The 22,812-nt window shown below is 74.0% G+C and carries 23 protein-coding genes; 10 read left to right on the top strand and 13 right to left on the bottom strand.

Translation table 11 applies throughout. The features are described 5' to 3' along the window. The first annotated feature begins 24 nt into the window (after positions 1-24). The 3 genes from KBY32_RS22110 to KBY32_RS22100 all read left to right on the top strand — a co-directional run bounded on the left by KBY32_RS22110 (position 25) and on the right by KBY32_RS22100 (position 4,957). Positions 25-1,563 (top strand): VWA domain-containing protein, encoded by a 1,539-nt coding sequence (locus tag KBY32_RS22110; RefSeq protein WP_210981318.1) that lies wholly within the window; start codon positions 25-27, stop codon positions 1,561-1,563. Positions 1,564-1,642: 79 nt separating this feature from the next. Further along, positions 1,643-3,562 (top strand): long-chain fatty acid--CoA ligase, encoded by a 1,920-nt coding sequence (locus tag KBY32_RS22105; protein WP_210981317.1) that lies wholly within the window; start codon positions 1,643-1,645, stop codon positions 3,560-3,562. Positions 3,563-3,670: 108 nt separating this feature from the next. Beyond that, on the top strand, positions 3,671-4,957 hold the full coding sequence (locus tag KBY32_RS22100; RefSeq protein ID WP_210981316.1) for a glycoside hydrolase family 26 protein: 1,287 nt from the start codon (positions 3,671-3,673) through the stop codon (positions 4,955-4,957). Here KBY32_RS22100 and KBY32_RS22095 read toward each other — a convergent pair. The 8 genes from KBY32_RS22095 to KBY32_RS22060 are packed head-to-tail and all read right to left on the bottom strand — an operon-like array spanning position 4,948 to position 14,568. Continuing rightward, a complete protein-coding gene (locus KBY32_RS22095) occupies positions 4,948-6,057 on the bottom strand; it encodes a GNAT family N-acetyltransferase (RefSeq protein WP_210981315.1) in 1,110 nt (369 codons plus the stop codon). The two genes, KBY32_RS22100 and KBY32_RS22095, sit on opposite strands and share 10 nt — an antisense overlap. Further along, positions 6,054-6,737, bottom strand: coding sequence for a lipopolysaccharide biosynthesis protein (locus tag KBY32_RS22090; protein WP_115508576.1), 684 nt, complete (start codon positions 6,735-6,737; stop codon positions 6,054-6,056). Before KBY32_RS22090 ends, KBY32_RS22095 begins: the two co-directional genes overlap by 4 nt. Next, positions 6,734-7,876, bottom strand: a complete 1,143-nt coding sequence (locus KBY32_RS22085; protein WP_210981314.1) for a glycosyltransferase — start codon at positions 7,874-7,876, stop codon at positions 6,734-6,736. The genes KBY32_RS22090 and KBY32_RS22085 overlap by 4 nt, the downstream gene beginning before the upstream one ends. Beyond that, on the bottom strand, positions 7,873-8,664 hold the full coding sequence (locus KBY32_RS22080) for a polysaccharide deacetylase family protein (RefSeq protein ID WP_210981313.1): 792 nt from the start codon (positions 8,662-8,664) through the stop codon (positions 7,873-7,875). The genes KBY32_RS22085 and KBY32_RS22080 overlap by 4 nt, the downstream gene beginning before the upstream one ends. Next, positions 8,654-10,612, bottom strand: a complete 1,959-nt coding sequence (gene murJ, locus KBY32_RS22075) for a murein biosynthesis integral membrane protein MurJ (RefSeq protein ID WP_374224982.1) — start codon at positions 10,610-10,612, stop codon at positions 8,654-8,656. The genes KBY32_RS22080 and murJ overlap by 11 nt, the downstream gene beginning before the upstream one ends. A gap of 20 nt (positions 10,613-10,632) precedes the next feature. Continuing rightward, entirely contained in the window at positions 10,633-11,967 is a 1,335-nt protein-coding gene (locus KBY32_RS22070; RefSeq protein ID WP_210981312.1) for an O-antigen ligase, read from the bottom strand. 7 nt (positions 11,968-11,974) lie between these two features. After that, positions 11,975-13,432: an exopolysaccharide biosynthesis polyprenyl glycosylphosphotransferase gene (locus tag KBY32_RS22065; RefSeq protein ID WP_210981311.1), complete on the bottom strand. Its 1,458-nt coding sequence runs from the start codon at positions 13,430-13,432 to the stop codon at positions 11,975-11,977. Then, the gene (locus KBY32_RS22060) at positions 13,429-14,568 is read right to left on the bottom strand and encodes a glycosyltransferase (protein WP_210981310.1); all 1,140 of its coding nucleotides are present in this window, start codon (positions 14,566-14,568) and stop codon (positions 13,429-13,431) included. The genes KBY32_RS22065 and KBY32_RS22060 overlap by 4 nt, the downstream gene beginning before the upstream one ends. 370 nt (positions 14,569-14,938) lie before the next feature. On the opposite strand from KBY32_RS22060, the gene KBY32_RS22055 reads away from it, so the two are divergent. Beyond that, entirely contained in the window at positions 14,939-15,589 is a 651-nt protein-coding gene (locus KBY32_RS22055) for a hypothetical protein (protein WP_210981309.1), read from the top strand. A 163-nt stretch (positions 15,590-15,752) separates the two neighbouring features. Continuing rightward, the gene (locus tag KBY32_RS22050) at positions 15,753-16,034 is read left to right on the top strand and encodes a hypothetical protein (protein WP_055623955.1); all 282 of its coding nucleotides are present in this window, start codon (positions 15,753-15,755) and stop codon (positions 16,032-16,034) included. A gap of 156 nt (positions 16,035-16,190) precedes the next feature. On the opposite strand, the gene KBY32_RS22045 is transcribed toward KBY32_RS22050, so the two are convergent. The 4 genes from KBY32_RS22045 to KBY32_RS22030 form a co-directional block, all read right to left on the bottom strand. Further along, positions 16,191-16,511, bottom strand: a complete 321-nt coding sequence (locus KBY32_RS22045) for a hypothetical protein (protein WP_055623936.1) — start codon at positions 16,509-16,511, stop codon at positions 16,191-16,193. A 60-nt stretch (positions 16,512-16,571) separates the two neighbouring features. Further along, positions 16,572-16,892 (bottom strand): hypothetical protein, encoded by a 321-nt coding sequence (locus tag KBY32_RS22040; RefSeq protein WP_055623935.1) that lies wholly within the window; start codon positions 16,890-16,892, stop codon positions 16,572-16,574. 61 nt (positions 16,893-16,953) lie between these two features. Next, positions 16,954-17,307, bottom strand: a complete 354-nt coding sequence (locus KBY32_RS22035; RefSeq protein WP_055623934.1) for a hypothetical protein — start codon at positions 17,305-17,307, stop codon at positions 16,954-16,956. Between the two features lie 442 nt (positions 17,308-17,749). Next, positions 17,750-18,139 (bottom strand): hypothetical protein, encoded by a 390-nt coding sequence (locus tag KBY32_RS22030; protein WP_234350919.1) that lies wholly within the window; start codon positions 18,137-18,139, stop codon positions 17,750-17,752. 203 nt (positions 18,140-18,342) lie between these two features. On the opposite strand from KBY32_RS22030, the gene KBY32_RS22025 reads away from it, so the two are divergent. The 5 genes from KBY32_RS22025 (at position 18,343) to KBY32_RS22005 (ending at position 21,886) form a co-directional block, all read left to right on the top strand. Beyond that, positions 18,343-19,101, top strand: coding sequence for a beta-glucanase (locus KBY32_RS22025; RefSeq protein ID WP_247689824.1), 759 nt, complete (start codon positions 18,343-18,345; stop codon positions 19,099-19,101). Positions 19,102-19,202: 101 nt separating this feature from the next. Further along, entirely contained in the window at positions 19,203-19,793 is a 591-nt protein-coding gene (locus KBY32_RS22020) for a vitamin K epoxide reductase family protein (protein WP_055623932.1), read from the top strand. Positions 19,794-19,901: 108 nt separating this feature from the next. Continuing rightward, positions 19,902-20,390 carry a tyrosinase family oxidase copper chaperone gene (locus KBY32_RS22015; protein WP_210981308.1) on the top strand — a complete coding sequence of 163 codons (489 nt, stop codon included), beginning with the start codon at positions 19,902-19,904 and terminating at the stop codon, positions 20,388-20,390. Next, the gene (locus KBY32_RS22010; RefSeq protein ID WP_210981307.1) at positions 20,374-21,234 is read left to right on the top strand and encodes a tyrosinase family protein; all 861 of its coding nucleotides are present in this window, start codon (positions 20,374-20,376) and stop codon (positions 21,232-21,234) included. Before KBY32_RS22015 ends, KBY32_RS22010 begins: the two co-directional genes overlap by 17 nt. 61 nt (positions 21,235-21,295) lie before the next feature. Continuing rightward, on the top strand, positions 21,296-21,886 hold the full coding sequence (locus KBY32_RS22005) for a DUF2087 domain-containing protein (protein ID WP_210981306.1): 591 nt from the start codon (positions 21,296-21,298) through the stop codon (positions 21,884-21,886). On the opposite strand, the gene KBY32_RS22000 is transcribed toward KBY32_RS22005, so the two are convergent. Continuing rightward, positions 21,850-22,809 (bottom strand): D-2-hydroxyacid dehydrogenase family protein, encoded by a 960-nt coding sequence (locus KBY32_RS22000; protein WP_210981305.1) that lies wholly within the window; start codon positions 22,807-22,809, stop codon positions 21,850-21,852. The genes KBY32_RS22005 and KBY32_RS22000 overlap by 37 nt on opposite strands. Positions 22,810-22,812 lie beyond the last annotated feature (3 nt).

Raw genomic sequence — 22,812 nt, 5'->3', positions numbered from 1 at the left:
CAACGGACCAAGGGGGAACGGACGATGGAGCGACACCACGTGCGACGGCTGAGGGGCGCGCTGCTCGCGCTCACGGCGGGCGGCCTGCTGCTCACCGGCTGCAGCGCACAGGACGGCGGCATGTCGAAGGCGGACCGGAGCACCGACGAGAGGGGCTTCCCGGCCGCCCCCGAGTACGACGGCGACAGCGGTCCGGACGAGCAGAAGAACGGCGACGACAGCCGCGAGTTCGCGCCCGAGCCCGACCTGCTCTCCACCTTCGCCCTGGACGTCGACACCGCCTCCTACGGCTACGCCCGCCGCACGCTCGCCGAGGGCCGCCTGCCCGACCCGTCGACGGTCCGCCCCGAGGAGTTCGTCAACAGCTTCCGCCAGGACTACGACCGCCCCGGCGGCGACGGGTTCACGGTCACCGTCGACGGCGCCCGCACCGCGCGCGAGGACTGGTCCCTGGTCCGGGTGGGGCTCGCCACCCGGCCCGCCGAGGACTCCGGCGAACGCCCGCCCGCCGCACTCACCTTCGTGGTCGACATCTCCGGCTCCATGGCCGAACCGGGCCGTCTGGACCTCGCGAAGGACTCCCTCGGCGTGATGACGGACCGGCTGCGCGACGACGACTCGGTCGCCCTGGTCACCTTCAGCGACGAGGCCGAGCGGGTGCTGAGGCCGACCCGGGTCGGCGGGCACCGGGACGAGATCCACGACGCCATCGACAGCCTGGAGCCCACCGACTCCACCAACCTCGGCGCCGGGGTCGAGACCGGCTACGAGACCGCCGAGGACGGCCTGCGCGAGGGCGCCACCAACCGGGTCGTGCTGGTCTCCGACGCCCTGGCCAACACGGGCGACACCGACGCCGACACCATCCTGGAGCGCATCTCCTCCGAGCGCCGCGAGCACGGCATCACCCTGTTCGGGGTGGGCGTCGGCAGCGACTACGGCGACGCCCTGATGGAGCGCCTCGCCGACAAGGGCGACGGCCACACCGTGTACGTCTCCGGGGAGCGCGAGGCGCACAAGGTCTTCAGCCAGGACCTGCCCCGCAACGTCGACCTGACCGCCCGCGACGCCAAGGCCCAGGTCGCCTTCGACCCGAAGACGGTGAAGGAGTTCCGGCTGATCGGCTACGACAACCGGCAGGTCGCCGACGAGGACTTCCGCGACGACCGGGTCGACGGCGGCGAGGTCGGCCCCGGCCACACCGTCACCGCCCTGTACGCCGTGCGCACCGCACCGGACGCCGAGGGCCATCTGGCGACGGCGAGCGTCCGCTGGCTCGACCCGCGCACCCGCGCCCCGCACGAGGAGTCGGGCGACATCGAGACCGGCGCCCTGGAGGACTCGGTGTGGAGCGCGAGCCCCCGCTTCCAGGTCACGGCGACGGCGGCCTACTTCGCCGACACCCTGCGCGGGAGCGACGGCCGTACGACCCTGCCGGGCCGGGTCCGGCTCGGGGAACTGGCCGAGCGGGCCGACGAGTTGGCCTCCACCACCGAGGACAAGGACGTCTCCCGGCTCGCGGAGGCGATCCGCCGGGCGAGCCGCCTCACCGACCGGGACTGAGTCGTGCCGCACCCATTGACGTCTACTTACGCTTGAGTAAGTTTACTCTCCGGTAAGTACGACGGGCACGGGAGCCGACATGGGCGTACGCAAGGATCTGAAGCGGGCCGCGCAGCGAACCGAACTGCTGGAACGCGGCGAGGTCGAGGTCGTGAAGGACGCCGGGGGCGTGGTCCGCGAGGCCCGCACCCCGGCGCTCGTGCCCCGCCCGGCGACCGGAAGCATCGCCGATCTGCCCCACACCAACGCGGCCGAGGCGCCCGACGCCGTCGTCCTGCGCCGGCACACCGGCGACGGCTGGCGGCCGGTGACGGCGGCGGAGTTCGCCCGCGAGGTCACCGCCGTCGCCAAGGGGCTGATCGCCGCCGGACTGGAACCCGGCGGCCGGGTCGCCGTCATGTCCCGCACCCGCTACGAGTGGACCGTGCTGGACTTCGCGATCTGGGCCGCCGGCGGGCAGAGCGTGCCGGTGTACGCCACCTCGTCCGCCGACCAGATCGAGTGGATCGTCCGCGACTCCGGCGTCCGGCACGTCGTCACCGAGACGGCGGAGAACACCGCCGCGGTGACGACGGGCACCGCCGCGCACGAACAGCCCCCGCGCGTCTGGGAGCTGGACGACGACGCCCTCGGCACGCTCACCGCGCTCGGCCGCGACCTGTCCGACGAGGAGGTCGTCAAACGCCGTGCCGCCCTCACCCCCGACACGGTCGCGACGATCTGCTACACCTCCGGCACCACCGGCCGGCCCAAGGGCTGCGTCCTCACCCACGGCAATCTGCACGCCGAGGCGGCCAACACCGTCGAACTGCTGCACCCCGTCTTCCAGGCGGTCACCGGCCAGACCGCCTCCACCCTGCTCTTCCTCCCGCTCGCCCACATCCTCGGCCGCACCATCCAGATCGCCTGCCTGATGGGCCGTATCGAGATCGGCCACTGGCCCAGCATCAAACCCGACGAACTGCGGCCCGCGCTCCGGGAGTTCCGGCCGACCTTCCTCGTCGGCGTCCCCTACCTCTTCGAGAAGATCCACGACACCGGCCGGGCCACCGCCGAGAAGCTGGGCCGCGGTGCCTCCTTCGACCGCGCCCACCGGATCGCCGTCCGCTTCGCCGAGGCCCACCTGAGCCGTTTCCTCGGCACCGGCAAGGGCCCCGGCATCGGACTGTGGGCCGCCTGGGCCCTGTACGACCTGCTGGTCTACCGCCGGGTCCGCAAGGAGCTCGGCGGCCGGCTGCGCTACGCCATCAGCGGCGGCTCCCCGCTCGACCGCGACCTCAACCTGTTCTTCTACGCCGCCGGCATCCTCGTCTACGAGGGCTACGGACTGACCGAGACCACCGCCGCCGCCACCATCGTCCCGCCGCTCAGGCCCCGCCCCGGCACGGTCGGCCGGCCCGTCCCCGGCACCGCCGTCCGCATCGCCGACGACGGCGAGGTGCTCATCGAGGGCGGCATCGTCTTCGGCGCCTACCGGGGCGACCCGGCCGCCACCGACGCCGTGCTGCGCGACGGCTGGTTCGCCACCGGCGACCTCGGCGCCCTCGACGAGGACGGCTACCTCACCATCACCGGCCGCAAGAAGGACATCCTCGTCACCTCCGGCGGCAAGAACGTCTCCCCGTCCGTCCTGGAGGACCGGCTGCGCAGCCGCCCGCCCGTCGGCCAGTGCCTCGTCGTCGGCGACGGCCGCCCCTTCGTCGGCGCCCTCATCACCCTCGAACCCGACGCGGTGGCGCACTGGCTCGCCGTCCGCAAACTGCCCGCCGGCACCCCGATGTCCGAGGTCGTCCAGGACCCCCGGATGCTCGCCGACGTCCAGAAGGCGGTCGACCACGCCAACGCGGCCGTCTCGCGCGCCGAGTCGATCCGCGCGTTCCGGCTCGTCGAGGGGGAGTGGACCGAGGACAACGGACTGCTCACCCCGTCGCTGAAGGTCAAGCGGCAGGCCGTGACCCAGACGTACGCCGCCGACATCGAGGCGCTGTACGGCGGCTGATGGTCCGTTCGGTGGCCGATGGCCCGTTCGGCGGCGCTCCGATGGTGCCGCCCCGGCGGATATGACCTCCTGTCACCTACAGGGGAAGTGCCCCGCCGAGGAGGACGCATGGCCCGTGACCGCCGACGGTCCGCCCGAAGAGGACCGGCGCTGATCACCGCCGCCGTGATCGCCGCGGCGGCCCTGGCGCCGGGCCCGGCCCTCGCGGCGGACTCCGCCTCCCACCCCGACCCGGCCCGCCCGGTGCCCGTGGCCCAGCCCACGCCTCCGCCCGCCGCGCCGCAGTCGTCCGAGGGCGCGCACGCCCCGGCCGGAGTGCCCGCGCACGCGCCCGCGTTCGGCGCCTACCTGCACTACGGGCCCGCCGGAGTGCAGCGGATGAAGCAGCTCAGCCGCTGGCTCGGCGGCCAGGAACCCCGCGTGGGGCACACCTATCTGCCGGGCGACCTGTGGACCAACATCGAGGGCGGGCACGGCTTCCTCGACAGCTGGGCGGCCTGGCGGCGCGCCAAGTCCGACCGGATGCTCGTGCTCAACGTGCCGATGATGGAACGCAACGAGCGCGGCCTCCCCGACGCCACCGTCCGCACCCTGCTGCGCCGCGCCGCGTCCGGCGCCTTCGACGAGCACTTCGAGGCGCTCGCCGAACGCCTGGTCGACCTCGGCATCCCGGACACGGTGATCGTGCTCGGCTGGGAGATGAACGGCATCACCTACACCCACCGCTGCGGCCCCGACCCGGAGAGCTGGAAGCAGTACTGGCGCCGGATCGTCCGGGTGATGCGCGCGGTCGACGGGCAGCGCTTCCGCTTCGACTTCGCCCCCAGCCGGGGCGTGGACGCCGTCCCCTGGCCCGAGTGCTACCCCGGCGACGACGTCGTCGACATCATCGGCATGGACGCCTACGACCAGCCGCGCGGCCTGAGCTTCGACGAGCAGGTCTCCGAGCCGTACGGCCTGCAGTACCACGTGGACTTCGCCCGCCGGCACGGCAAGCCGATCTCGTACCCGGAGTGGGGCCTGTTCCGCAACGGCGACAACATCACGTACATGCTGCGGATGCTGGCCTGGATGGACCAGCACAAGCCGCTCTACAACACCATCACCGACTACTGCCCGCACGGTGTGTGGCTGTGCTCCGACAACCCCCGCGCCTCCGCCCTGTACCGGCTCCTGCTGTCCGCCCCGCTGTACTCCCGCCCCCGGCCGGTCCCCTCGCTGCCGGAGGCGACCCCGTCCCCCGCGCCGGAGCCGGCCGCCGCGGCGACACCGGCCCCGGCACCCACCACCGCCCAGGCCCCGCACTGCACCCTGCTGGACCTGGAGAAGTGGCTGGAGCAGCAGATCGGCGGCCGGCTCTCCGCGTGTCTGCAGTGGGCGGAGCGCTACCGCTGAGCCGCCGGTTCGGCCTCCCTGCGCAGCATCTCCTTGGCCCGCCGCCGCGCCGCCGCCTCCGCGAGCGCGGCCCCCAGCAGCGGCGCGGTGCGGTTCCGGGCCAGCAGGTACCGCTGGTTGACGACGGTCGTCGGCAGCCAGCGGTACTTGTACGGCTCCGCGCCCCGCAGCAGGCTCAGCGTGCGCAGCCCGCCCGAGCCGAGGTGCCCGGTCGCGCCGTGCAGCAGCATCGTCGCCACGTCCACCCGGCGCTGCCGCAGCTCCGGGTCGAAGCCGTACAGGTACATGCCGGCCAGCGCGCCCGACAGCAGCGAGATGTTGACCGCCACCACCGAGCCGTCCAGCACGAACTCCGTGGTCGCCGCCTCCCCGGAGCGGGCCAGCGGGACCGCCGCGCGCACCAGGTGCTCCATGAACCGCGGCCGCAGATGCTCGGGCGACACCTGCCGGCCCTGCCACTGCAGCCGGTGCAGCTCCAGGAGCCGGCGCAGCGCGGCCTCCGTCTCCTCGTGCGGCACGACCCGCCACTGCACGCCCAGCCGGGACAGCTGGTTGACCTTGCTGCGGATCCGCCGGGCCCGGCCCGTCGGCAGCCGTCCGACCAGGTCCTCCAGGGGCAGCGCGGGCAGTTCCAGGCAGAGCGAGTCCCGCAGCCGCCGCCGCGGACCGCGCCAGCACAGGAACACCCGCTCCATCGCGCCACCCGGCCGCACCTCGCGGAAGTCGACCAGCGCGGTACGGGCGAGGTCGGCCAGGGCGTCCGCGAGCGCCGCCGCGGCCGGCACCCCCGCCGACTCGTCCACCAGCACATCGCAGAAGTCGGTGATGGCACCGCCGAGCGGCACCAGCGCGGGCAGCGGGCCGTGCACCCGCATCAGCGGCGCCGCCGCCACCAGGTCATCCCCTTGGCGTACAAGGACCAGGCGGAGCCGGCCCGGTGTGCCGTACGACAGCCACCAGGAGTGCAGCCAGGCGTGGCTCTGGAACGCCGTCGCCGACGGGCACGCCCGGTGCAGGCGCCCCCATGGCTCGGCCAGCCCCGCGAAGGTGTGCTCGTCGGTGCACACCTCCACCGTGAGCTTTCGGGCGGACGCGGTCATCCGCGGGTCTCCTGGGCGTCGGCGGCACCGGCGGGCCCGGGCACGGAGGCCCGTCCCAGGTCGTCGTCCTCGCCCGGCCCACCGGGCCGCCGGCGCGGGCGGGCCAGCAGCGCGAGACCGCCGAGCAGCCCGCCGGCGCTCGCGCCCACCAGCGCGGTCAGCCCCGGCGACGCCGACGACGGCTCGCTCGGCCGCAGCGCCCGGGAGAGGTTCTCCAGGCGGATACCGGTGCGCTCCTTGGCGTAGCCGGCCTCGTTGACGAGCGCGCGGGTCACCGCGTTCGCGATGTCGACGGCCTGCCCGGGGCTGGCCGCCGTCGCCGAGACCGCGACCATCGGCGCGTCCGGCGAGGTGGCCACCTCCACGCTGTCGCGCAGCGTCGACACCGGGACGCCCGCCCACATCTGGGCGTCCCCGAGCACCGCGAGCTGCGTGGCGACCCGGCCGTACGCCTGGGCGAACCCGAGCGCGTCGGTGCAGTCGGCCTCGGTCGTGCCGTTCGGCACGGCGACGACGGAACTGGTCGCCGTGTACTGCGGGGGCTTCACCAGCCCGTACGCGCCGCCGGCCAGGGCACCGGTCAGCGCGGCGGCGGGCACCAGCGCCCACACGGGCAGCCGTCCGAGCCGGGTCCGGGCCCGGTCCCACAGCGGAGCGCGCTCGGCGGGGTTGTCTGTCATGAGGAACTCGCTTCCAGGTTCGAACCGGCCGAAGCGGCCGTGTACAGGTCCATCAGCTGCCGCGCGGTGCGCGCGATGTCGTAGTGCCGCACGACGTCCGGGGCGCACCGCTCGCCCGGCCCGGCCGCCCGCAGCCGCAGCAGTTCCCGCGCGTACGCCCCGGCCCCGCCGGTGACCCGCCGAGCACCGGGCACCGCCCGCGCCGGCAGGTCCTCGACGGCCGGGCAGCTCGCGTACAGCACGGGCAGCCCCGCCGCCAGGGCCTCCAGCACCGCCAGCCCGAAGGACTCCTCCGGCGACGGCGAGGCGAGCACGTCCATCGCGCAGAGCAGACCGGGCAGATCGGGAGCACCGTCGTGCGGATCGGGCAGACAGGGCCGCTCACCGGTGAGCACCAGCCGGTCCTCCACGCCCAGTTCGCGGGCGGCCCGGCGCAGCGCCGCCTCCTCGGGCCCGCCGCCGACCAGCAACAGCCGTACGTCGTCCGGGAGCTGGGCCAGCGCGGCCACGAGCAGACCGAACCGCTTGCCGGGCGCCAGACGCCCCACACCGCCGACGACGTAGGCGTCCTCGGGCAGCCCGTAGTAGGCCCGCGCCTCCTTGCGGCGCACCTCGTCGTAGCGGAACCGGGGCGCGTCGATGCCGTTCGGGATGACCCGGATGCGCTGCCCCGGCACCCCCCAGCGCCGCAGCCGGTGGGCCACCGTCGGGGAGACGGCGACCGTGACCTGCCCGAGCCGCTCGCCCGCCAGATACAGCGCCCGCACCCCTGCGCTGTGCGGGCGCCCCTCGAGACGGGTCGCGCCGATCGAGTGCTCGGTGGCCACGACGGCCCGCACCCCGGCGAGCCGCGCGGCGAGCCGCCCGTACAGGCAGGCCCGGTACAGATGCGTGTGCACCAGGTCGTAGCCGCCGCCCCGGATCAGCCGGGTCAGCCGCGGCAGGGCCTCCAGGTCCCGGTTGCCGCCCATCCCCAGATGGGCGACCCGCACCCCGTCGGCGGCCAGACCGGCGGCCACCGGGCCCGGGTTGGTCAGGGTCACCACGTCGCAGCGCGCCGGGAGGTGCCGCAGCAGCAGCCGCAGCTGCTGTTCCGCGCCACCGACGCCGAGGCCGGTGATGACGTGCAGGACCCTCACGCCGCCTCCAGCGCCCGGCCGTAGACGCGGGCCAGCCGCCGTTTCAGCTCCAGCCGGAGCGAGCCGTCCGCCTGCCCCATGTGGATACGGGGGAGCACCAGATCGCCGCGGCCGAGCGGGGAGGGCGCGATCGCGCAGGCGTAGCGGTACCCGGCCATGCGTACGGCGTCGACGGCCCGCTCGTCGTGGTGGCCGTACGGGTAGCAGAACCCGGCGACGTCCTCGCCGAGCAGGTCGGCGAGGACGTGCCGGCTCCCGGCCACCTCCTTCCGGAGCACGTCGTCCGGGGCCTGGGTCAGATCGAGGTGCGTCATCCCGTGCGAGGCGACCTCCATCCCGGCCGCCGCGGCCCGCCGCACCCCGTCCTCGTCCAGCAGCGGCTTGCGGGGGCCGGTCCGCTCCCACACGTTCGCGCCGCCGAGCAGCCCGGGCAGCACGAACACCGTCGCCGTGAAGCCGTGCCGGCGCAGCACGGGCAGTGCCTCGGTGACGAAGTCGGTGTAGCCGTCGTCGAACGTCAGCCCGACCAGGCCGCGTTCCGTGCCCCGGTCCCGGGCCTCGAGCAGCTCGCGCACGCTCACCCCGCGCAGTCCGCGCCCGGCCAGCCAGCCGAGCTGCCGCTCCAGCCGGGCCGGGGTCACGGTCACGTCGTACGGGTCGTCGGGGCAGGTGGAGACCGAGTGGTACATGGCCACCCAGGCGGCGGAGTCCCGCCTGCGGCGGCCCTCCACGGCGGGCTGGGGCACGGGTTCGGCCACGCGGGGCGCGGCGGAGATGTCAGCGACCATGGCGGAGCTTTCGTGTGAGGGGGCTGCGGACGGAATGCGGAACGGGAAACGGCAGGGACCGGACGCCCGTCGCGTTCAGGAGCCACGCCAGCGCCAGGAACACGACGCTCGCGCAGGCACAGCCGGCGGCGGTGGACGCCGCGGGCCCGTCGGCCAGCCCGGCGCCGGCCAGCCCGGCCGTGGTGGCACCCACGGCGGCGGCCACCGGGCGGGCCAGCGCGCCGGCGACCCGGGGGATCCGCACGGGCACGGACTGCGGGCCGAGGCCGAGCAGCAGGAGCAGCGCGGTCAGGGAGATGCCGGCCGCGTTGGCGCCGGCGATGCCGCGCGCCCCCCAGGGCCCCACGGCCCAGGCGCTCAGCCCGATGGTGGCGACCACGCCGATGCCCATGACGGCCGGCGGGTACCAGCTGGCACGGCCCGTCGAGAAGTACGACCGCACGAGCGCGCCCACCAGGGTGTGCCCGAGCAGCCCGAGCGCGTACACCCGCATCACGGCGGCGGTGGCGGCGGTGTCCCCGGCGGTGAACGCGCCCCGCTGGAACAGCAGGTGCACGATCCCCGGCGCGCAGGCCACCACCACGCTCGTGCCGAGCAGCACCAGGCAGGCCATCAGCGTCAGGTCGCGCTCGACGCGGTCCCGGGCCCGCCGGACGTCGCCCTCGGCGATCGCCCGCGCCACCACCGGGAAGGTCACGACGCACACCATCATCGCCAGCGACATCGGCAACTGGGCGACCTTCTGCGCGTAGTTGAGGTGCGAGATGGCCCCGGCCGGCAGTCCGGACGCGAAGTACCGCTCGATGAGGACCTGCGACTGCCGGCCCACCGCGAACAGCAGCACCGCGCAGACCAGCCCCACTGTGAACGCCCGCCCGCCGTCCCGGTCGGCACCCGCCGCCCGCGGGACGCCGTGCCCGCCGTCCCGGTCGGCACCCGCCGCCCGCGGGACGCCGTGCCCGCCGTCCCGGTCGGCACCCGCCGCCCGCGGGACGCCGTGCCCGCCGTCCCGGTCGGCACCCGCCGCCCGCGCGACGCCGTGCCCGCCGTCCCGGTCGGCACCCGCCGCCCGCGCGACGCCGTGCCCGCCGTCCCGGTCGGCACCCGCCGCCCGCGCGACGCCGTGCCCGCCGTCCCGGTCCGCACCCGCCGCCCGCGTGACGCCGTGTCCGCCGTGCCGGTCGGCACCCGCCGCCCGCGGGACACCGCTCCCGCCCCCGGGCCGGCGCGCCAGGCGCCGCCACAGCGAGGGCGCCTGCGCGAGCGCCATGGCGCAGCCGCCGAGCGCGACCCCGAGCGCCGCAGCCCGCACCCCCCAGCGCGCGGCGAGCACGACCATCGTCGCGATGATGACCGCGTTGTACGCGATGTAGATGGCGCCCGGCGCCAGATAGCTGCGGTGCGCGCGCAGCGCCGCGCTGCAGTACCCGGCCAGCCCGAAGCTCAGCACACAGGTCGCGGTCAGCCGGGTGCAGGCCACCGCCAGGGACGGGTCGGACAGCCCCGGCGCGAGGAACGCGACCAGCAGCGGCGCCCCGAGCACGAGTAGCGCGGCCGCCACGGCCAGCGCCAGACACAGCCGCGGCAGCGAGGCGGCCACCAGCGCGCGCACCGGGTCGGGCCCCGGCGTCCCGCGCCCCCGCTGCGCCAGCGCCAGGCTGAACGCCGGCACCAGCACGAACGCCATGCCGTCCTCGATCAGCAGCGTCGACGCCATCTCCGGCACCGTCCAGGCCACCAGGAACGCGTCGGTCTCCGCGCCCGCGCCGAACAAGTGGGCGAGAGCCTGGTCCCGGCCCAGGCCGAGCACCGCGGCGGCCATCGACAGCGCGGCCGACAGCAGCGTCGCCCGCGCGAGGAAACGGCCCGAGACGGCGCCGGGGGAGCGGGGCGCCGAAGCCGGGGCGGGAACAGCGGGACGCGGGCCGCTCCCGGCCGCCGCGTCCATGTGCTCCGTCGCGCCCGACCTCACCGGGCCCCCGCTTCCCTGGCCGCGTCCCCGGACAGCGCCCACCACGCGGCCAGCCCCAGGCAGACCGCCGTCAGCACGGTCGAGGGCCCGCCGATGTCGGCGTACAGGAAGTTGACGAGCTGCCACATCAGCAGCCCGCAGGCCGCGAGCGCGCAGTCCCGGACGGGCCCGGCGCCGCGCCGCAGCCGGCGCAGCGCGCACACCAGCAGCGCCAGCCAGCCGCCCGCCACCGTGACCACGCCCAGCAGCCCCTGCTCGCTCAGCAGCAGCAGATACATGTTGTGCGGCGACAGCAGCGGCTGCCGTACGAACGCCTGCCCCGCGCCCTCGGTGTCGCTGCCCGACGACAGCGCCAGCGAGGCGTGCCCGTCGCGGTGCGCGGGGAAGCCCTTCAGACCCACACCGGTCAGCGGGTCCGCGCTCCACATGTCCGCCGCGGCCGCCCACATCGTGTACCGGTCGACGACCGACTGGTCCGGGGCATCCGCGACCTGCGTGATGCTGGTCAGCCGCTCCTCCAGCTGCGCCGCGCCCACCCCGAACCCGCCCACCAGCACCACGCCGGCCGCGACCACGGCGGCGAACACCCCGGCCGCCCGCCGCACCCCCGCCAGCAGCAGCACCGCCCCGCACGTCACCGCCGTCGCGATCCAGGCGCCCCGGCTGAACGACACCGCGAGCGGCACCAGCAGCACCGCCGCGCACCCGACCGCCACCAGCCGCTGCCGCGCCGACCGGGTGCCGAGCGCGAGACCGGTCGCCGCCACGATGCCGAGCGCCACGACGTTCGCCATCCCCATCACGTCCGACGGCCCGAACGTCCCCACCGCCCGGACGAACGCCCCCTGGTACGACGCCCCCGTCCCGGTCAGGTACTGCTTGACGCCGATCCCGCCCTGCCACAGCGCCAGGCCGACCAGCGACCACAGCACCAGCCGCGCCCCGCGGCGGTCCCGCACCAGCAGCGTCACCGCGACCGGGATCAGCACGAACACCTGGAGGTGCCGGGCCAGTCCGGTCAGCGCGTCCCCCGGGGTCGCCGCGCCGGCCGCGGCCAGCGCGATCCCCACCACGGGCAGCCCGAGCACCAGCACGGCCGTCCGGGGCAGCCGCCGCCCGCGCAGCACCGCCTGCCCGAGCGCGCACAGCACGGCCAGCGCCGACGCCGCGTCCGCGGGCGTGACGGAGCCGCCCGCCCGGACCGGCAGACCGAGCAGCACGACGATCGCCACCACCGGCAGCACGGGCAGCAGGGGCAGAACCGGGCGCAGCCGGGGCGGCACCGGCCGGGTGGGCGTGGTCCGGGTCAGGACCGCGGGGGACGTGGTCATCGGTGCCTCAGCTCCCCGTCGGCCGGACGAACTGGGCCACCGTGCGCAGCAGGACGCAGACGTCCTGCCACAGCGACCAGTCGTCGATGTAGGCGTTGTCGTAGCGGGCCCGGTCCTCGATCGAGGTGTCGCCGCGCAGCCCGTTGATCTGCGCCAGCCCGGTGATCCCGGTGCGCATCCGGTGCCGCTCCGGATAGCCGGGGTGCGCCTGGCTGAACTGCGCCACGAAGTACGGCCGTTCGGGCCGCGGCCCGACCAGGCTCATGTCGCCGCGGAAGACGTTCCACAGCTGGAGCAGCTCGTCCAGCGAGGTACGGCGCAGGAAGTGGCAGAACCGGCTCATGTCCTGCTGGTTGGCCACGCTCCAGCGGGTCGCCGACTCGTGCTCGCTGGCGGGCCGGTGCGTGCGCAGCTTCAGCATGGTGAACGGCCGCCCGTCCCGCCCGATCCGCTCCTGCCGGAAGACGACGCCGGGGCCGTCCATGACCCGCAGCGCCAGCGCGCACCCCAGCAGCACAGGGCCGGTCAGCACCAGCAGCGCACCGGACAGCACCACGTCCAGCAGCCGCTTCAGGCCCGCGCCGGGCTTCCGCCCGTCCTCCCGCCGCAGCGGCCGGCGCGGGAACCCGGCCAGATGCCCGGCCCGGCCACCCACGGTGTACGGCCCCCGCTCTGCGTCCAGTTCCCACAGCGCGCAGCCGGACGCGGCCAGCCCCCGCAGCACCGAGGCCCGCTCCACCCGGGTGGCGGCCCCCACGACCAGCACCGCCCCGACCCCGTCGTGGCCCACGGCCCGGCGTGCCTCCAGCGCCGTCGTGAACACCGGCAGCCCCGTCTCGTCGGCCAGGTCCTCGAGCGCGTCCGGGCCGTCGGCGACCAGCCCGACCGGCCGCACCCCGCACTCCGGGCGGCGCAGCAGCGCGGCGGCCACCTGCCGGGCCGTCACCACCGGGCCGACGACCAGCGCCGGACAGGGCCGCCGCCGCAGTGCCCGGCGCCGCAGCCCCAGCACCACCGCCCGGCCCGCGCACGCCGCCGCACAGTGCGCGGCGACCACGGTGAGCAGCACCGACGGCGGCAGCGACCGCAGCGGCGACAGCGCCGCCGCCACCGCCCAGCCGACGGCGATCCGGCCGCAGACCGCCGGCACGTCGTCCAGCGCCCCCGGCGTGAGGGAGACGTCGTACAGCGAGGCCCGCCGGTTCAGCGCGAACACCCCGAGCGCCAGTACGGCGAGGACCAGCGGATGCCGGTGCGCGACGGGCAGCGCCAGCGCCCCCACGAGCACCGCGCCGCCGTCGGCGAGCCACAGCGGCAGCCGCGCGTCCGGCCGCCGGCGGCGCGGCCCGCGCCCGGCGGCCGGACCGTGCCCGCCGGGGAGCCCGCCGGGGGCCGGAACGGAGAGGGCGCCCTCGGGCGCCCGGTGCTGCCCCGCGGGCGAGGCGACGAAGCTTTCCGCGGTCATGTGGTGATGCACTTCCTGCCCTCGTAAGGTCCGACGACCGGCGCGGTGGGACCACCGAGCAGTTCGCGGTACACGTCGGTCACGGCGTCCGTGGCGCGCCGCAGATCGTGGGCGGCGAGCGTGTGCGCCCGGGCCCGCGCGCCGAGCTCCGAGCGCAGCGGCGCATCGAGCAGCAGCGCAGTGAGTGCCCGGGCCAGCGCACCCGGGTCGTCCGGCGGCACCAGACAGGCCGCGCGGGCCTCGGGCGGCAGGCTCTCGCGGGCCCCGTCCACGTCCGTCACCACGACCGGCCGGCCGCACGCCATGGCCTCCAGCGGCGCCAGCGCCATGCCCTCCCAGCGCGACGGCAGCACCACGACATCGGCGGCCCGGTACCAGGGCGCGGCATCCGCCACGGCCCCCGCGAACCGCACCGACGCGGGCGCGCCGCGCCGCAGCCGCTCCCCGTCCGGCCCGTCACCGACCAGCACCAGCCGGGCACCGGGCACCTTTCGCGCCACTTCCGGCCACGCTCCGAGGAGCACGTCCTGCCCCTTCTGACGGCACAGCCGGCCCACGCACACCACCAGCGGCGCGCCCTCCACGTCCGCACGCCCGCCCTCCGGCCGGAGCCTGGCGGTGTCCACCCCGTTGGGGACCACCCGCCACACGGCCCGGACACCACGGCGCTCACCGGTGCGCCGTTCGCCCTCGCTCACGCACACCACCCGCGCCGCCCACCGCGCCCCGAACCGCTCCCAGCCCAGCGCCGCCCGGTTCACCACGGGACCGGTGGCCTCGAACGACCAGGCGTGCGGCTGGAACACGGTCGGCAGGGCGCCCCGCACCGCCAGCCGGACCGCGAGCCCCGCCTTCGCGCTGTGCGCGTGCACCAGATCGGGCCGCACCTCGCGCACCAGCCGCGCCAGCCGCCGCACCTCACCGGGCAGCCGGCGCCCCGGGGCCCGCGTCGCGTCCCACCGCCGTACGGCACAGCCCAGCGAGGTCAGAGAGTCCGTCAGGGTGCCGCCGGGCGGCGCGGCCACCGTCACCCGCAGTCCGGAGCCGAGCTGAGCCGCCACCAGGTCCGTCACGACCCGCGCGACCCCGCCCTCGACGGGCTGGGCGACATGCAGGATGTGCGGCACCACGCGCATGACCGAGGCTGCCCTTCCGCAGAAAAGAGTCCGAACCAGTAACACGACGATGTGTGGCGCGTCCCGCTGTAAGATTCCGCAGCTGTTCACCGGACTCCGTGGTCCAAACGGCTTTCCGGGCACATGAGATGAACAGCGCCAGCCACTTATCCATATTTATCGCCGATAGGGTCGGCGATGGTGGAGCAGACCCGTTTCCCGAGTTGTTTCCCGCGCGGACCACCCGTTTGGAGCCGTAGTACGGAGTGGTTTCCGGTGTCCACCCGATCAGCAGGTCCCGTGCCCTGTTCGGGGCCGCCGAATTCGACAGCCGGGTCCCCGGCGGAGACGGTGGGCGAACGACCCCGAAAACTCGCCGGAGGGAAATCCCTTGCCTGCTCCGACCACCCGCCACATCGCCACCTCGGCCCTGTGCGCGGCACTCCTCCTGGGTACGGTGGCGCCGGCCCTCGCCGCCGGCCCCGACGACACCCGCCCCGCCTCCCGTACGGCCGCCGACAGTCGGGCGGCGCTGCGCGACCAGACCGACGCGCTGGCCGGCCTCGGCACCGTCCTGACCCCCGTGACCCGGCTGCTGGACTCGGTCCTCGCCGCGGACGACGACCCGCTCACCGCGGCGGAGGCGAAGAAGCTCGCCGCCGCGGCCCGGGAGGCCGTCGCCCAGGCCCGCGAGGAGGCCCTCGCCGAGGCCGCGCAGGAGGTGGCGGCCGCCCGCGCGGAGGCCGAAGAGGCCCGCAGGGAGGCCGCGGCGGACCGCGAGGAGGCGCTCACCGACGCCGCCGACGCCGCTGACACGACCGACACCACCGGCCTCACGCCGGGCGCCCTCGACGCGCTCGGCAAGGCCGTGGACGGCCTCCTGGCCGCCCTGCTGGCGGACAAGGGCGAGCAGGTGGACCCGGCGGCCGACAACGTGGTGAAGAAGCTCGTGGACGTCTCCGTCGCCACCCTGCTCGACCGCGGCCTGCCCGCCGCGCGACTGCCCGGCCTGCCGCCCGCCGAGACCGGGACCGGTGCCTGAGGCGAAGCAGCCGCCGATCTCACGGCCCGTCGGCCCGGCCCCCGCCGGCCCGACGGGTCTTTTCGTATGAGTTCCGGGAACTTGACGACCTCGGGGTTTCCGCCGAGTTCCCGTGTCGTTAGGCCAGGAGAACCACGAACGGATTCACCTGGAAAGGCACATGATGAAGAACCTGAAGGCTGCTGCAGTGGTCGCCGGATCGCTCGCGATCGCCGGCGCCGCTGTTCCCGCCTCCGCCGTGAACATGCCCGGGAGCGGCCTGGTCGACAACGGCTCGGCGGTCACCCGGAGCCTTCCCTCCGCCACGCAGAACGTGCAGCGCACGGCGGAGAAGGTGAAGTCCAACGTCAAGGACTCCGGCGTCGTGAAGACGCCGGTCTTCGGCGGCACGCTGCCGAACCCGGTCGACGGCAAGCTGCTCGGCGGGCTCCCGCTCAACAGGTGACCTCGGCGCGTCGTCCGGCGCGTCGCGAAGGGCCGGCTCCGTACCCACGGAGCCGGCCCTTCGGCATGTGGCACGACGTCCCCCGGACATGCCGAGGGCGGCCCACCGGAGAACCGGGGACCGCCCTCGGAAGAAGCTGTGCTCAGAACGGACCGCTCAGAACAGCAGGCCGCCGACGTGCACCGATTCGCGGCCCTGCTCGACCTTGCCGGTGTTGCAGCCGACGTACTTCGAGTTCGGGGCGATGGTGGCGCCGAGAACGGCACCGTTGGACCACGGAGCGAGGCAACGCGCGTCGATCAGGGTGCCGTTGACGACGGCGAGACCCTGCTGCGCGTCGTTCACGACGACCGGGGCGGAGGAGAAACCGCTACCGCCCTTGACGGTGGTGGAGTCGTTGTCCGCCGCGGCGGAGCCGCCGGTCGCGAGAACGATGCCCGCGGCGATGGCCGAAATGGCCGTAACCTTGTTACGCATGTACTGAGCCTTTCCGGGCTGCGTGTGGGTTTACCTGCTGCGAAATGCTCGGAGCAGGAGTCAGAAAAGGAGTCCGCCCTTGTGGTACGAGCCGCGGCCCTGCTCGACCTTGCCGGTGTTGCAGCCGACGTACTTCGAGTTCGGGGCGATGGCGGCGCCGAGGACGGCACCGTTCGACCACGGCAGGAGGCAACGGCCGTCGACGGCGGTGCCGTTGAGGACGATGACGCCCTGCTGCGGCTCGTTCACGACGACCGGGGCGGAGGAGAAGCCGCTGCCACCCTTGACGGTGGTGGTGTCGTTGTCGGCCGCGGCCGAGCCGGCGGTCGCGAGGACGATGCCCGCGGCGACCGCGGAGATGGCCGTAACCTTGTTGCGCATGTGCTGAGCCTTCCTGGCTGCGTTGTGGTTTTTACCTGCTGCGACGCGGTCGGAGCAGGAGTCAGAAGAGCAGGCCGCCGCCGTGGACGGCCTTACGGCCCTGCTCGACCTTGCCGGTGTTGCAGCCGACGTAGTGCGAGTTGGGCGCCACGGCGGCCGCGATGACGGCAGCACCGTTGGACCACGGCACTGCGCAGCGAAGGTCGACGAGGGTGCCGTTGGCGATCAGAACGCCCTGCTGCGGCGCGTTCACGACGACCGGCGACGAGGAGAAGCCGCTCCCGCCCTTGACGGTGGTGCTGGAGCTGCTCTTGGACCCGTCGCCGCCGTAGGAGCCGCCGGCGGAGGCGATGCCGGCGCTGCCGACGACGGTGCTGAGGGCGAGGGCCGTGATGACCGCGAACTTCCTGGGCAACTCGGTTCCTTCCTGAATTCACGGTTGCGCACGCTTACGAAAAGGAAACCCGTATATGCACGCATAAGTCACGGCGAGAACAATCAAACGCGCAGAGATTCCTTCGGATGGCGCAATGAGCGCGCCGGTGCGCGCAGTCCCCTTTAGGCTCATTCCGGGGCCGTCTGCGCTATTACCGCCGGAGCCCGAAAAGCCCTTCGTCGACGGCCGCCGGGGCACATGCGTCCGGCCCACCGGCAAGGGGAGGGCCGGTGGGCCGGAGAGTTGGTTCACGGGGTGCCGGTCGGCCGGCGGGCCCGACGTCCACGGAGCCGGAATTCTGCTTCCGGATCCGGTGTCCGGGCCTGCCCGCCGTACTTCGGCCGCCGGGAACCGGATCAGAGTCGCAGAATTCCGGAGCCGGCTTTCGCCGGGTCTGCCGACGGGTGAGAAGGCCGGGCCGTCACTTCTTGGGCAGCAGGCTGCCGAGTCCGGCGGAGGTGGGCGCCTTCAGCGGGTGGACCTCGACGGAGCCGCTGCCCGCCGGGTTCTTCACCGGGATCGTGGGCCGCTTGGCGGCGTTCGGGTCCATGCCGTCCAGGTAGATGCCGGACACCGAGCCGGACTTCTGGTCGAACGCGGTGCCGTTGGCGACCTTGCCCTCCTTGGCCAGCCGCGTCACGACATCGGTGGCCGGCAGGACCGCCGGGGAGACCTTGGTGGGGGACATCAGCCCGAGCGGCCCGGCGGTCGAGCCGGGACCCCCGCCGGCGGCCGAAGCCGCGACGGCCGAACCGCCCACAAGACCCGCACCGATAGCCAACGCCGCAGTGGTGAAAACTGCCTTCTTCATGATTCACCTCGCATGAAAGTACCTCTGATCCAACGGTTGGAGAACATAGCAGCCCTCATGCGGCAAAAATGCGGCCCGTTGCTCCATACGCGTGAAATCGGTCGGGGTGAAGAATGCAATACGCAGAGGCATTCGGAGGGATTGGCATCTGGTCCGCGAATCAATTCATCGTATGGTGCCCCTAGTTCTGGTACACCACCTGCATGATCGGAAAGCTGAATTTCAGCGCGCTCGCCACCATGATCACCGAGGGTGTCAAGTTCACGGCACCCCGGAACCCCGCCCGGACCCTCGTCTGGGCGGAGGAGTTCGACGCCCCGATCGACTGGGGCCGTCGATGGGTCGGCGACCGAACGAGCGCCTACCGCTACTGCGACCACAACCCCGACGACAACAAGCTCGACTGGCTCGACCCGCACTGCGTCACCGTCTGCGACTCGGTGGCGACCTTCGCCGCCGCACCTTGCGGCCGCACCCTGGAGAACGGCCTGCCCGCCTGGCGCACCGGCCTGCTCACCACCGAGTACTCCGCCGAGGGCTTCCAGGTCCGCACCGGCGACCACATCGAGACCCGCGTCCTGCTGCCCTCCGCCACGGGGGCCTGGCCGGCCCTGTGGACCTGGAAGGACGGCGCCAACGAGGTGGACTCCTTCGAGTACCACCCCGACAACCCGCATCTGCTGGAGCTGTCCAACCACGTGCTCGGCGCCACGAGTTACCACACCGACGGCGGCGCCATCGCCCCGGACACCTGGGTCACCGTCGGCACGACCTACGGCGAGCGGTGCGTCGAGTGGTTCGTCAACGGCGAACGCGTCTACGCCGACGACACGGGCGTCGGCCGCGACTGGTCGGCGTATCTGATCCTCAACCTGTCGCTGTGCGCGGGGGAGCACCACCCGGCGCCCCGCGGCCCGGCACCCATCACCTTCGGCGTCGACTACGTGCGCGTCCACCGCTGACCCCGCCGGGCATCGCTCGATCGGGCGGCCGGCCCGCACCGGGTCGGCCGGTCGGGTGAGCACGGGCCGGACCGGCGCCGGGCCGTCGATAGGGTCGCGCGATGGCCACCGACTCGAGGGCGCGCGGCAGCCGCCCGTTCGCCCTGCTGCTCGTCCTGTGCGGAGCGGCCGGGCTGCTCGCCTCCTGGGTCATCACCCTCGACAAGTTCAAGCTGCTCGAGGACCCGGACTTCGTGCCCGGCTGCAGCCTCAACCCGGTGCTGTCCTGCGGCAGCGTGATGGAGAGCGACCAGGCCGAGGTCTTCGGCTTCCCCAACCCGATGCTCGGCCTGGTGACCTACGGCATCGTCGTCTGCGTCGGTGTCAGCCTGCTCGCGGGCGCAGCCTTCCCGCGCTGGTACTGGCTGGCGTTCGAGGCGGGTTGCCTCTTCGGGATCGGGTTCGTCTCCTGGCTGCAGTTCGAGTCCCTGTACCGGATCAACGCGCTGTGCCTGTGGTGCTGCCTGGCGTGGATCGCCACCATCACCCTGTTCTGGTACGTCACGTCCTTCGTCGTCCGCGCCGGCCTGCTGCCCGCGCCCGCGGCCGTGCGGTCGTTCCTGGACGACTTCACCTGGGTCCTGCCGGTCCTGCACATCGGGGTCGTCGGCATGCTCGTCCTCACCCGCTGGTGGGATTTCTGGACAAGCTGACCATTGCTGCACCCGGGGCGACACGGCCCGCCTCGGGCGCCGGAGGTGACCACGCGACGACCCGGACTGTTACTCGTACGAACAGCCGAACAGTACGAGGGGTGAGCCATGGAGTTCAGCGCGGGCCAGGAGCCGACGAAGGCGCGGCGGACGGACACCTCCGCGACCGGTGAACCGGTGCCACGCACCCGCAGAGAGGCCGCCCGCTGGCTGCTCACCTCCGCCGTCGTGACGCTGGCCCCCCTCATCACCGCCTCCCGCCCGCACCCCACCCCGGAAGAGGGCACCGGCACCCCCTTCGACGAGACCTATCTGGGCCGCCGTATCCGCGGCGCCCCGGTCACCCTCGGCGGCCCCGCCGCCTCCGCCGTCGAATGGCGGGTCACCGTCGACGGCCGCCCCCTGCATCTGATGCGCCGCGCCGACGGCTCCTGGCTGAGCATGGTCGACCACTACGGCTGGTACCGGACCCCGCTGGAGGCGACCCGCGCGGCCGTCGACGAACTGGGCCCGCGCGGACAGCTCCGCGACCTCGCCCCCGGCCCCCTCCACGGCGGGCACCCGCACAGGGAGGCGCAGCATGGCGTACGTGCGTAAGGACGTCAGCCGGCTGACCCGCACCGAGCGCCGGCGCTTCGTCGAGGCGCTCCTGGAGGTTAAGCGGCGCGGTGTGTACGACGAGTTCGTACGGCTGCACATCGCGCACTTCGTGGGCGACGGCGACCGTGGCCTGCGCGCCGCGCACATGGCGCCGTCCTTCCTCCCCTGGCACCGCCGCTTCCTGCTCGACCTGGAGAAGGCGCTGCGCCGCGTCGACTCCTCGGTGACCGTGCCGTACTGGGACTGGACGCGCGACCGCCGGGCCACCGGCGTGCCCTGGACCGACGACCTGCTGGGCGGCAACGGCCGGCCCGGCGACCGGCAGGTGATGACCGGCCCGTTCGCCTACCGCGGCGGCGACTGGACGATCCGGGCGGGCGTCTCGGACGGCGTGTTCCTCACCCGCGACCTGGGCCGCTCCCGCGGCCCCATCGACCTGCCCACCAAGAGCGACCTCCAGCAGGCACTGGACGACCCGGTGTACGACGTCGCCCCCTGGAACTCCACCTCCCCGCGCGGCTTCCGCAACAAGCTGGAGGGCTGGGGCCGCGGCCGGGACTCATGGCGCAACCACAACCGCGTGCACCGCTGGGTCGGCGGCCACATGGTCGGCGGCGCGTCCGTCAACGACCCCGTCTTCTGGCTGGTCCACGCCTTCATCGACCTGCAGTGGCAGCGCTGGCAGCAGCGCCACCGCAAGCATCGCTACCTGCCCGCGCGACCGCCCGGCAAGGACAGCGACCAGTACCGGCGGATCGTCGCCCGGCACCAGAAGCTGCCGCCGTGGGACGTGACGCCGGACGACCTGGAGGACGTCTCGAAGATCTACCGCTACGCGTAGCGGCCCTAGCGGCTCCGAAAATCGCTCGGCGGGGCGAGCCGGTCCGCACTAGCCTCCCCGCATGCCTACGGAACCCGCACCCGGTACCCCAGACGAACTGATCCGGCTGTTCGCCGAGGAGAGCCGGGCCCGCGCCTTCGCCGCCGTGGTGCTGGGCGCCGGAAACCCCGAGGAGGTCGGCCACACCGCCGGCCTGTCCCCGAGGGAGACGGCCCAGGCCCTGCGCCGCCTACGGGAGCAGGGCGCGCTGACCAGCGGCGAGGACGGGAACCTCCGGGTGGCCTACGAGACGTTCCGCGCACGCGCGCGGGGCTCGGAGCGGAGGGACCCGGACCCAGGCGGAACTGGCCGGACGGACATGGTGCTGCGCACCTTCGTACGGGACGGCCGGCTCGTACGCCTGCCCGCTCGATGGGCCCGCAAGAAGCTCGTCCTCCAGTACATCGCCGAGCAGACGTTCGAGCCGGGGGTGGAGTACCCCGAGCGCACGGTCGACGCGAAGCTGCGCGCCTGGTGCGAGGACAGCGACCGGATCGACCATGTGAGCCTGCGCCGCTATCTGGTGGACCTGCACCATCTGCACCGGAGCGAGGGCGTCTACCGGCGCCCTGCCCCTCAGGGCAGCCGCCGCACCGGCGAACCGGCCAGATAGGCCTGGATGTTCTCGGCGGCCTGTCCGTAGTACGTCCTGTAGTTGGCCTGCGAGACATACCCCAGGTGGGGTGTGGCGAGCAGCCGGGGAGCCGTGCGCATCGGGTGGTCGGCGGGCAGCGGCTCGACGTCGAAGACGTCCACACCGGCGCCCGCGATACGGCCCTCGTGCAGCGCGGCGAGCAGGGCGTCCCGGTCGACGATCGCCGCACGCGAGGTGTTGATCAGATACGCCGTCGGCTTCAGCAGGGCGAGCTCGGGCGCGCCGAGCAGCCCCCGGGTGCGGTTGCTGAGCGCGAGATGCACGGAGACGAAGTCGCTGTCGGCCAGCAACTCCTCCTTGGAAGCGGCCAGATGGACGCCCACCTCGTCGGCGTACTCCTTGGTGAGGTTCTGGCTCCACGCGGTGACCCGCATCCCGAAGGCCAGCCCGACCTGGGCCACCCGGCTGCCGATCCTGCCGAGCCCCAGCAGGCCGAGGCGGCGCCCGTGCAGATCGGCGCCGACCGTGCTCTGCCACGGACCGCCGGTCCGCAGCGCCTGGCTCTCCTCGACGATCCCGCGCGCCAGCCCCAGCAGCAGAGCCCACGTCAGCTCGACCGGCGGGGTCGAGGAACTGGCCGTACCGCACACCGTGACGCCGTGCGCCTCGGCGGCGGCGTAGTCGATGACCGAGTTGCGCATGCCGGACGCGACCAGCAGCTTCAGCCGGGGGAGGCGCGCGAGGAGGGAGGCGGGGAATGGGACACGTTCGCGCAGGGTGACCACGATGTCGAAGTCGGCCAGCGCCGCCGCGAGTGTGTCCTCGTCCGGGAAGTGCGTCGTGAACGGCACGAGTTCGACGTCGTCGGCGAGCGGCGACCAGTCGACGATGCCGGTGGCCACGTCCTGGAAGTCGTCGAGCAGGGCACAGCGCAGACGCACGGG

Source organism: Streptomyces sp. RK62, assembly GCF_018070255.1.
Classification (GTDB): domain Bacteria; phylum Actinomycetota; class Actinomycetes; order Streptomycetales; family Streptomycetaceae; genus Streptomyces; species Streptomyces nigra.
Note: the sequence above shows the minus strand (reverse complement) of the source record. Positions and strands in the feature narration are given on the sequence as shown.

Coding starts and splice junctions, on each gene's coding strand:
- KBY32_RS22110 (WP_210981318.1), top strand. CDS start 25: ATGGAGCGACACCACGTGCGACGGCTGAGGGGCGCGCTGCTCGCGCTC.
- KBY32_RS22105 (WP_210981317.1), top strand. CDS start 1,643: ATGGGCGTACGCAAGGATCTGAAGCGGGCCGCGCAGCGAACCGAACTG.
- KBY32_RS22100 (WP_210981316.1), top strand. CDS start 3,671: ATGGCCCGTGACCGCCGACGGTCCGCCCGAAGAGGACCGGCGCTGATC.
- KBY32_RS22095 (WP_210981315.1), bottom strand. CDS start 6,057: ATGACCGCGTCCGCCCGAAAGCTCACGGTGGAGGTGTGCACCGACGAG.
- KBY32_RS22090 (WP_115508576.1), bottom strand. CDS start 6,737: ATGACAGACAACCCCGCCGAGCGCGCTCCGCTGTGGGACCGGGCCCGG.
- KBY32_RS22080 (WP_210981313.1), bottom strand. CDS start 8,664: ATGGTCGCTGACATCTCCGCCGCGCCCCGCGTGGCCGAACCCGTGCCC.
- murJ (WP_374224982.1), bottom strand. CDS start 10,612: ATGGACGCGGCGGCCGGGAGCGGCCCGCGTCCCGCTGTTCCCGCCCCG.
- KBY32_RS22070 (WP_210981312.1), bottom strand. CDS start 11,967: ATGACCACGTCCCCCGCGGTCCTGACCCGGACCACGCCCACCCGGCCG.
- KBY32_RS22065 (WP_210981311.1), bottom strand. CDS start 13,432: ATGACCGCGGAAAGCTTCGTCGCCTCGCCCGCGGGGCAGCACCGGGCG.
- KBY32_RS22060 (WP_210981310.1), bottom strand. CDS start 14,568: ATGCGCGTGGTGCCGCACATCCTGCATGTCGCCCAGCCCGTCGAGGGC.
- KBY32_RS22050 (WP_055623955.1), top strand. CDS start 15,753: ATGAAGAACCTGAAGGCTGCTGCAGTGGTCGCCGGATCGCTCGCGATC.
- KBY32_RS22045 (WP_055623936.1), bottom strand. CDS start 16,511: ATGCGTAACAAGGTTACGGCCATTTCGGCCATCGCCGCGGGCATCGTT.
- KBY32_RS22040 (WP_055623935.1), bottom strand. CDS start 16,892: ATGCGCAACAAGGTTACGGCCATCTCCGCGGTCGCCGCGGGCATCGTC.
- KBY32_RS22030 (WP_234350919.1), bottom strand. CDS start 18,139: ATGAAGAAGGCAGTTTTCACCACTGCGGCGTTGGCTATCGGTGCGGGT.
- KBY32_RS22025 (WP_247689824.1), top strand. CDS start 18,343: ATGATCGGAAAGCTGAATTTCAGCGCGCTCGCCACCATGATCACCGAG.
- KBY32_RS22020 (WP_055623932.1), top strand. CDS start 19,203: ATGGCCACCGACTCGAGGGCGCGCGGCAGCCGCCCGTTCGCCCTGCTG.
- KBY32_RS22015 (WP_210981308.1), top strand. CDS start 19,902: ATGGAGTTCAGCGCGGGCCAGGAGCCGACGAAGGCGCGGCGGACGGAC.
- KBY32_RS22010 (WP_210981307.1), top strand. CDS start 20,374: ATGGCGTACGTGCGTAAGGACGTCAGCCGGCTGACCCGCACCGAGCGC.
- KBY32_RS22005 (WP_210981306.1), top strand. CDS start 21,296: ATGCCTACGGAACCCGCACCCGGTACCCCAGACGAACTGATCCGGCTG.